We start from the raw sequence: 10,123 nt of genomic DNA on the forward strand, positions 1-10,123 counted from the left end.
ACCACGCTTTGGCATCGGGCCGCCTCCGATCGCAAGCCGACTTGGCGCGAGCAGGGCAAGTCACACGAGCTCGCCTCAGCCAGATCATGAACCTTTGCAACCTCGCCCCCGATCTCCAAGAAAAGCTGCTCTTCCTAAAGCCCTACTTCAACGGCCGAGCGCCCATCACCGAGCGACAAATCCGCCCCATCGCCGCCGAACCAAACTGGGACAAGCAACGCCGACGCTTCAAGAAGCTTACCGGTTCTGGCGGTCGCAGCGATCGCGGTTAGCTTGAAGGTCCGATAACGTCGACTATGTGGCGAAGAATTTCAGGAACTTACGATCGCAACGATTGCCGTTGGGCACTTGCGAATGTAGGCCATCTTGGAGCATTACGCCAATCGCAGTAGGGAGAAATCGCCCAATTCAATCAGCATCTTTTAGCCATGACGGATCTTTGTTGGCCTGCATCATCTGTTCCAAAGTGCTACAACGGGTTTTTACCTGTTTGCACCATTTGGAGTCCTTCATCTCGACAGCTGCCTTATTGAAATCTTTGGCCTTCAAAGCAGCCAGCATTTTCTTGAACTCTGAAAATCTCGTCTTTCCAAGATTAAAGGTCATGTCCACGACAACTCGCTTCCTTATATCGGATAACTCCGAGTAGCCTTCGACGACCGACTCGCAGTCCGAAATTGCAGTTTCAATATCGCCTTTTAGAAGCGTGTCAGCCTGCGCGTCGGTGAGCGAAACCCTTCCTTCTAAGACATCTTTGTATGGCAGGCCGAGGGCCTCAATCTTCGATTTCGCATCCTTCTTTTTCAAATTGAACCCGACACCGATCGTAGGAATACCTTCAGAGTCCTTGTAGACCTTCAAACGCTTGCCTTCATGCTGAATAAGCTGCGTTTTCAGTTTTGCTTTATTAAGGTCTTCTGCATTTGCAACGACCTGCGTGAGCAACAGTGTGCAGAAAAAGATGGTTCCCAATCTCTTCATTGATCGCCCGCTAATTTGAACAAAATAATGATATTGCGATGATACCGGAGATCTTTCGGCAAGGCAGAACTGAATGACCCGATCGCTTGCTCATTATCGCAAAGATGCGTGAGAGCACGATGTGACATGCAGACTGCTTAAAACTTTCTGCACGAAAGGCCTCGCAGGTCGGAAGGCGAAGCTCGCTTGCCAAGTGAAGCATGGATTGCGTTGATAACTCAATCCGCTCACTCCCTTTTTTGTGGCATCCGGGTAAGAAATCCCCTAAACTGCCTACCTTTGCTGGTTCATCCAGAGGGCGAGACTGAGATGCAACATGCCCCCCAGTAAGTGCAACCAGCTCAGGTTCGAGTTCCGAGCTAGTAGAGCTTTCCAGCATCAAGTAGCGGTTGCTGCTTACCACAATCAAAATTGAAACTACTAATGCGTAATTGGGCGAAGGCGATGATAGACAAGTACAGGCGACAGTTTTTTTCTTGTGCACTTCTGTTGTTCGTTACGTCGATTCCACAGACTGCGTCAGGCCAGATATGGAAAGATAAGTGGGAGGAAGCGAAGAAGGGTCTTGGCGACGTGGTCAACAACCCCGCCAAGACTGTCGGGGACATCGTTAACGATGTGAAAGAAGCCACCGTGGATACGGTAACGGAGACACTCAACGTTGTCACAGATCCAACAAAATACAGGGATCTCGCAAAAGAACTCAGCAAGGCTGATCCGAGTAAGCTTGGCCAGTCACTTAACGGTCTGAGTGTTGACAAAGTTGCGGATGCATTGGGGGCTGTGGAGAACCTTGCGACAGTTGCACAGAGTATCTCCGACAGACGGAAGCTGGGCGAAGCACTTGATAAGTTAAATCCGGATCAAATCGCTAGCGGTCTCTCTGGACTGGGCAACGACATCAGCGCGACTGCAAAGGCGGTGACAAATCGAGGAAATCTTGGAAAAGCGTTGGACAAGCTGGGTCCAGATCAGATTGCCGAGGGGCTGTCTGGACTAGGGAACGACATCACCAAGACGGCCGTCGAGATCAAGAACAGAGCCAATCTTGGAAAAGCGCTGGATAAGCTGGGTCCGGATCAAATTGCCAAGGGGCTGTCTGGACTAGGGAACGACATCACTAAGACTGCCATCGAGGTCAAGAACCGAGCCAATCTTGGAAAAGCACTCAATAAGCTGAATCCAGATCAAATTGCCAAAGGCCTGTCTGGATTGGGCAATGACATTACCGAGACGGCGTCAGAAATTAAGAACAGAGCCAATCTTGGTAAGGCACTTGATCGACTGGGGCCGGATCAAATTGCTAAGGGGCTGTCTGGACTAGGGAACGACATCACCAAGACGGCCGTCGAGATCAAGAACAGAGCCAATCTTGGAAAAGCACTCGATAAACTGGGACCGGAGCAAATTGCCAAGGGCCTGTCTGGACTAGGGAACGACATCACTAAGACTGCCATCGAGGTCAAGAACCGCGCCAATCTTGGAAAAGCACTCGACAAACTGAATCCGGATCAAATTGCCAAGGGCCTGTCTGGACTAGGGAACGACATCACCAAGACGGCCGTCGAGATCAAGAACCGCGCCAATCTTGGAAAAGCACTCGATAAACTGAATCCGGATCAAATTGCCAAAGGCCTGACCGGGCTTGGCGACGAAATTAGCAAGACTGCAAAAACCATCGCCAACCGTGTCAAATTAGGCCAAGCGCTCAACAGGCTAAGTGTTGACCAAATCGCGGAAGGGCTCTCGGAACTCGCTGACGATGTCGGCGAGACAGTGCGAAACATTGCTAATACAGAAGCAGTTGGAAACGCGCTTGAGCAGCTTTCGGAGAAAGTCGTCGCTGGCGCGTTGGCGAAGCTCCAGTTGCAACGCATAGCGACCGTCTTGGAGAAGATTAGCATCGATAAGATCGCAGGTGCGATCGATGAATTGGCCAAGTTGCCTAACCGTGCCCTTGAAGTCCTGGAGGCAACAGCGAAGGAACGCTTGCCGGAACTACTTGCTAAAGTCACTCCACAGACGCTCAATAAGCTCCTTGGCGATCTGACAGACGTCGAAGGTCTTGGCAAAGTCCTAGGAGCTCTGACGCTTCCTCAAATGAGTGAATTGTCATGGGAAAAAATCGATCAGATCAAGGTTCCTTGGAAAGCGTTGGACCCCCAAAATGTTCCATGGGAGCGTGTGGATCCGTCCAGGGTGCGATGGGAGGATATTGACCCTTCAGTTGCTACAAAAGAGGCGGGCAGGTGGTTTTCAGAGCGAGTTGACGAGGGCCGAGCTGCGGCAGACAAAGCGCGAAAGGATGTGTCGCGAGAGCTCACCAAGGCAGTAGAAGACGGCAAAGTGGCAGTTGAGCAACTCAAATCAGAGGTGGGGGATGTCCCGCAGCATATCGAAAAGAAATTGAAGGAGGGCGGAAGGTTTGTTGAAACGCAAGCTCAAAAACTAGAGCAAAGCGTAAGGGCTGAAGTCGGGCGAGTTGTGCGGCAAATCAAGGAGACTCCTTGGTATCAAGAGATTCAAAACTTTCTGACTCGGTTTTCGCGTCTGACAGCGTACGACATGCGAAGTGACTTGGCGATGTCGCTGAATATGTCGAACGGCTCTTACCATGTGGAAATGGACTTCGTACCCGGCCTCACGTTGACTAACCAAGACCTCAAGACCCTGCTCTCAGGTGCGATTCCTGTCCCTAATGTCGATGTGGTTGAAGCAGGTGCGATCGCAGCACAAGGAGTTAAGTTGGTCCAAACATCAAACGACTACGATAAGAAACGCTCAGAATTCTATCGCCGGTTTGGTTCTGGGAACTCCTACTTTGCTTCGAAGAGATTCGTTGACTGGGCTGCAGCGGAGACAGTTGCGAATGAAGGCGTCAAGATTGTTGCCACATTCGGTTACGGGACTGAGGACGCAATCTTGGAAACCGAACATCAGCTAATGTCTGAACTTGATGAGCTCCAAGCCTGGCTTCAGCAGCGGTTGGAAAAAGAAAAGCAGTCTCATATGCGAGCGATGCTCAAAGGGCTGATGAAGTGTATCATCACCAAGCAAAGCCCTGCGGAATTAGGGATCGATCTGCCAGATCTATCTATTCGGTTTGTCGAAGTTCCGTACAGGTACGAAATTCAGACTGCAGGCGTCACAAAGCTATACGAAGGGCTTATCAAAGAGGTAGCACGTCTGCTTGGGATTGATTGGGCGAAGTACAGACGAGCTTTGCAGGACCGAATCGATAAGCTCAACCTGAATTCTCCGCATGCAGGCTTTGGCATTGCTTGGGTCTCGAAAGTCGATGAGAACGCATTTATTGAAGGTGCATTGGCTCGTATCGAGAACGGGCAGTTCCAGGGCCAGCCGATGGGCGAGCAATTCGATCTATTGGCTGAAATCTTGCGGGAATTAGTTTCGAGCAATGAATTGCCAAGCGAGCTGCGGAAGACCTTGACCAAGGTCTTAGATCACATGGACTTCGCAAAGCTCTCAGCTTCAAGCGCTCAGCACGGGCTCCAAAATCAATTTGCCAAGGTCCTTGGGTTTGATCCACGGTCCATCGATGTCCAGCTCAACGACGACACGCCAATCGTCAATTTAATGGGCACGCCGATACGTGGACGCCTTGAAGGCCTGCTCAGCAGACTTGCTTTGGGGAATGAGGGCGGAGCTACTCTGGATAGGTTAGAGTTCAACCTCGGGAGCATGTCGTTTTCAGCCGAAGCATCTGTCCGGCATAGGCACGTATTGCGACTTGAGGGATTAGACCAGGCGTTCGGAACAGCATGGAACCAACTGCGAGGTCAGATTGGACGTTGGACCGCAAGTGCGCGGCGTCGCTTTAGTCCGAGCGCCAAGCGAGTACTCGCCGACGTAGGTGTTATCGACGAGGCTGTACGGGGCGAACCTAAGAAGTTGGCACCTGCGATATCTGCAACTCTTGCGATAAAGGACCGTGAAGCGCAGAGTGAGGTAAGGAAGTCTGAATCCGCTGTCAAGGCTGCAAAGGACCGTTTAGATGCCGAGGGCAAGTCGTTGGTAGATTCACGCGAGTACTTATTGTGGCACCTTCTTGAGAAGCCTAACCCAATAGAATTCCAACCACGTGAAGACTTAGGACGACTCGACGCTGTTTACTATGTGAATGGAGCCCTCAATTCCCTATCCGATGCAAAGCAAACGAGCCAGAGGATTGCCGATAATTTGGGACGCCCCGTTCGGCTAATCTACAACCCTTCGTTCATCAACGGGGAAAAATACGCTTTGGACCCGTCGCTCGTTCCCGGAGAAACTGGAACACCTGATGTCGGCGACGATTTCGCTGAAGGAGTCTACGACCGTGCATGGATCAGTCTTGTCTCGTCATACATGAATGTCGCCCCGGAGGCGATCGCTCCAAGCGTTGCCGGCTCAAAGGAACGCAAGAGCCTGCTAACTCTTCTGCTTGCTAAGAAACCAACGCCAGAGATGGCTCGATTACAAAAGAATCGAACAACTAGACAGCTTTCGCACCTACTCTATTACTCGGACGAGCCGATCGTAGTAGTAACTCATCAGCAAGCATGCGCCCAAATGCGAAACGCACTCTTCACGAATTCGTTGCTGCAACGGACGGAACAGGCAAGCGGCAATGTCAATTGGATTGCTTGCGGTTCTCCGCTTACAGACAGCGAGACTTCGCCAATACCAAAGGAATATTCGACACTACAAAGCGATGCTGATCCGTTGGCAAAAATAACCGCATTCGAAGCAGAGCAAACGAAGAATCTTTTTCCTTTGTCAAAACACCTGATGAGGTATTACCTGCCACAGCTGCAATCATTACTTGGTTCGCCAGATAACGTGGGGTCAGTTAATCCTCAGCTTCCAAACGTTGGGTCGGCAGACCGACAGCACGAACAGCCGTCCGCGCGGTCAGCTTCTTCGGCTGAATACTTTAAGTCCACCGCCGCGGCGGTGGTGGTGCGCAATACGCAGCTTACTGGAGACTTCAACGGTGACGGGTTCTCTGATCTGTGTTTCGTGCGAGCAACGAGCAAAGGTAATATGGTTTTTCGACATTTTGAATTCAGGTTCAATTCCGCAGATGGGCTGACCGCAGATGAAATCAGCTTTCAGAGTGGGCTATTTGGCGGAAAACCCGGTAATGTAATAGCTGGAGATTTCGATGGCGATGGCTTTACGGACCTTTGTTTAATTAGGCAAGCCGAAGGCGGCAAGCGAGAGGGTGTCTTTGTCTGCAAACGAAATGACCGATTGGGCAGCTTCAACGAACTCTATTTTTTCAATCACTCCGTCACAAAGGAATTCCTGCTTTGGGACACGAGTGATGTTTTGGTCGCTCACCTGAATGACGATGGGATGGCTGATTTACTCTCTTACGATAGCCAGGCAGGGTCGTACCGCACTCAGCTGAACCTTGGAGCCGGCCGATTTTCGCAACCGACGCTCGCAGAAGAATTGCCAGGGAGCAATGTGCCTACGGAGTGTAAGCCTGTGGTAGCCGATCTGAATGGTGATGGGATGAGCGACTTATTGTTTGCTAGGGTATACTTGGTGAATCGAATTATCTCGGTCCCGGGGAGGCGTCGTATTCGTTACCAGTGCCAGTGTTTCAAGGAACCGGAGAGAATTGTCTATTTCGGCAGCAATTTGAACGGCTTCTCCCCTGTCGGGACATTGGTAAATCTCCCGCCCCCTTCTGAACTGAATCTTGTTGGGGATTGGAACGGCGATGGTGTCGACGACTTGGCACATCTGGTGCCTAATCGGGAATCGATCGATGGAAAAACGCATTTTTGCCTACAGTGGGCCCTGAATAAACATAAGGCAATTGCCTCTAACTCTCGTCCAGACCTTCGGTTCGGGAATGCAACTGGGGGGAGCATGGTGTTTGTGGTTACCCATGGCTCGCAATGACACACCGTCGGTGACGAGTCTCATTGGGATGCGGAGTACAAGCTCTAAGTCAGAGATCGTTCCCTTCTTTTTGACGACGGACTACCCGCGAACTCCAAACCAGTGAACCAAATTGAATGCGATCAGCGACTTAGTAACTTTCGAGCACATCGCAGTCGAGAAAGGTTCGGATTCCGCAACTCCCTTGCCCAAAACAGTTTGCCAATGTCAAGCTCGAAGATTCGAATGTCGCAGTTTGTCACACCTTGGGGAGAGCCTACTCCTCATAGAGTTGGCAGTAGCACGATTTGTACCTTAGGAACTTCGTTTTAAGCATGGCTGACCTTCGGTCGTCGCTTTTAGCACTTAAGGGCAAAACTAAATTGTCCTTCGAACTCTCTCGTGCCCGTCAACACTCACCCTGGGGCCCGATCACCAGCCCCGCGGCGACTTCGATGCAAAGGCCCGCATCCAAATCTCCGCCTCACATTTGCTCGAAGCGTTCCGCCGAGGTACCTGAAAGAGACAGTTGATCGCGTGACTCTACCTCAAAGGAACTGCGAGAGTAATTGACAATGCCTCCTTCCATAGGCGATGATAGGTCGGTGAAACTAAGTCAAATCGCGTTCGAGTTTTTGTATGCGGTGAACGGCAACGGCTTTGCGTCAAAAAAACACTGTGAGGACTAGAAGATGGACAGGTTCACTTGTTTGCTGCCAGTGGCTTTGATTACTTTCGTGCTTGCGGATAACTCGTTAGCCGCGGATCCGATCCTTGTACCCGCTTCCGGTCCGGCGGAGGGCAAGCTCAAGTACGATGCGGACAAGGCACTTGCCTATTACAAGAAGTTCTGCAAGCAAGGCAATGATTGCCCAGATGGTGAATTCATGCCACCGAAAGGGACGGACTGTACTCATTTCATTTGCCATGGCCTGAAAGAAGGCGGCGTGATGGTCGACAGCACTGAAGTTGAATGCCAATCGAAATGTTGTATTCGAGTGAAAGAGCTAGCAGCTGCGTTTTACAACGCAACAAAAAAGTACTCTAACGTAAAGCAAGTCAAGATTGCGGATGCGAAAGCAGGTGATTTCATTTTTCGCGTAAGCCTGTTCGGGAGCAAGAACCACGTGATGATGCTCAATGGACAACCAGATAAGAAAGGAGCCAAGATATTTGGGCACGCCAACAATCGTTGCGGTGAATACGTTGAGTTCGATGTAAACGATTGCAAGGCGTATCGAATAAGCGATCTGTAGATTGACAACTTAAATGTATGCTGGCGGCAGTGGGAGTCGGCAACATACAAAAGCCCAATCTAGTCCACGACGACCGAAAAGCTCTGGACAGCAGTGCCGTCAAGGCATTCAGCGAATACAATGACACAGCAGCCGTAGACTGCGACGTTCAAACTAAGTGCACCGATCTTTGGAGCTCACCTGGAATCAACTCCCTCGGATAGATATCGAGCTTCAAGCTTTCCGTCTTATCGAGTAAGTGAAACAGTTCTCCAGGCGCAACTGCTTGACGAACGGTCTCTTCGCCGAACAAAAAATCGGACGCAACTAGCTGCATGATCAAGTCATCGGCGCGTTGCTTGGCAGCGTCAGGGGAGGTGCAATGTCGATGTCCTGAGTCAGCCGAGGTTCGCCATAGGCCGAGCCAATCGAGCCCCCCGTCAAGTGAAATGGGAGTTCTAGCGACTTTGCAATCGCGACGAACTTGCCATACACGACGCGACGACTTGATACGGGATTTCCTATCCTACGAACGGAAGTTCATCGGGCAACTTGGTCGCCTTGGAGCATTCGCTGTCGAACGAGTTTCGGAATCGGCCAACTCCGCGCCCCAGTCAGTTTTTGCCAATTTGCGTCTCTCATTTTCGAACCTCTCGGTCGTCAAACGCAGGTAGAGATGTCCGCGCAAAGAGCTGGCAGGAGAGCGCTCTGTACCATAAAGAACTTCTTTGAAGAATCCCCGGATTTTTGCCGTCACTTCAGGCAGTTAATTGCGAATTGGCGACCGCGAAGCGAGTTCTCTTGTTCAAGTCACCACCGACGTTACACTCGGGGATGTACCAAGCAGTGGACGACCAAGAAGGGCACGACACGCGGTGGTCTGCCGTATGACAAGAACCGCATCTACCAGATGCTGACCAATGTCACCTACATCGGCAAGCTGACGTACAAGGACGAGATCCATGAAGGCCAGCATCAGGCCATCGTCGATCCTGAGGTCTTCAAAGAAGTCGGAGAGTCGCTGCGAAAAAATGGTCGCATCGGAATGATACGAGCTTCCACCAGCTTCGACGGAATGCTGCGAGGCATCCTTCGGTGTGCAAAATGCAATCGAGCCATGCGGCACACTTCTTCTGGCCGCGGCACGAAACGGTATCGTTACTACGTTTGCGGCAAAGCCGAAAAACAAGGCTATGAATCTTGTCCATCGCCTTCGATTCCCGCAAGGCAAATTGAGGGGTTTGTCGTCGACGAACTCCGCGTGTTCGCAAGTGACGACCAGCTCATCCGTGACATCTACGAACGCTGTTATGAGCAGAACCGCGAGGACATCGATTCGCAAAAACGTGAAGCCGATTCGATCGCGAAGTTTCTCAAAGAGGACCACGCCGAGATGACTCACCTTGTCGCAACGGCCGCTAGCCCTGACTTGATTGAAGCTACGCAAGCACGCATTGATAAAAGCGAAACACGATTGAAAGAGCTACGTGAAGCAATTGACAACCATCGGTCGATTCGCGTCAGCCACGCATCGATCCGCAAGACCCTCGGTGAACTGGATAAAGCCTGGGACACGATCCCACCGCGAGAACGTTGCCGACTGATGGAATTGTTGATCGAACGGATCGACTACGACGGCGTTGAGGGCACGCTTGATATCACCTTCCAGCCCGCCGGACTCGCGTCACTCGGCCAGGACGGCAACTTTGCCCGACACATTACGGAGACATTGAATTGAGCGACCTATCGACCAACTCAAACGAAACACCGCCGCGCACGTCGGCGATACGCCGCACGTTTCACGTTGCCCGCGTGGATCGCGGCGCCCGCGAAGTGCGCGGCGGTACGGCCCCACCGCGGCCCACAACGGGCCAACTGCCAAGACTGTCCCGGCTGATGGCACTCGCCATCCATTTCGACCACGCTTTGGCATCGGGCCGCCTCCGATCGCAAGCCGACTTGGCGCGAGCAGGGCAAGTCACACGAGCTCGCCTCAGCCAGATCATGAACCT

Annotated in this window: 4 protein-coding genes and 1 pseudogene; 4 read left to right on the forward strand and 1 reads right to left on the reverse strand. The window is 51.7% G+C overall.

The features are described 5' to 3' along the window. A pseudogene (locus FYC48_RS22135) lies at positions 1-272 on the forward strand (hypothetical protein); the annotation flags it as partial. Positions 273-408: 136 nt separating this feature from the next. Here the strand turns inward: FYC48_RS22135 and FYC48_RS22140 are convergent. After that, the gene (locus FYC48_RS22140) at positions 409-981 is read right to left on the reverse strand and encodes a glycoside hydrolase family protein (protein WP_149498982.1); all 573 of its coding nucleotides are present in this window, start codon (positions 979-981) and stop codon (positions 409-411) included. A gap of 423 nt (positions 982-1,404) precedes the next feature. On the opposite strand from FYC48_RS22140, the gene FYC48_RS22145 reads away from it, so the two are divergent. From FYC48_RS22145 to FYC48_RS22155, 3 genes are all read left to right on the forward strand, one after another. Beyond that, on the forward strand, positions 1,405-6,897 hold the full coding sequence (locus FYC48_RS22145; protein WP_149498983.1) for an FG-GAP-like repeat-containing protein: 5,493 nt from the start codon (positions 1,405-1,407) through the stop codon (positions 6,895-6,897). A gap of 671 nt (positions 6,898-7,568) precedes the next feature. Then, complete coding sequence (locus FYC48_RS22150; protein ID WP_149498984.1) at positions 7,569-8,132, forward strand: amidase domain-containing protein; 564 nt, start codon at positions 7,569-7,571, stop codon at positions 8,130-8,132. A 655-nt stretch (positions 8,133-8,787) separates the two neighbouring features. Next, a complete protein-coding gene (locus tag FYC48_RS22155) occupies positions 8,788-9,849 on the forward strand; it encodes a recombinase zinc beta ribbon domain-containing protein (protein WP_149498985.1) in 1,062 nt (353 codons plus the stop codon). Positions 9,850-10,123: the final 274 nt, after the last annotated feature.

It is taken from the genome of Roseiconus lacunae (genome assembly GCF_008312935.1).
GTDB classification, from domain to species: domain Bacteria; phylum Planctomycetota; class Planctomycetia; order Pirellulales; family Pirellulaceae; genus Stieleria; species Stieleria lacunae.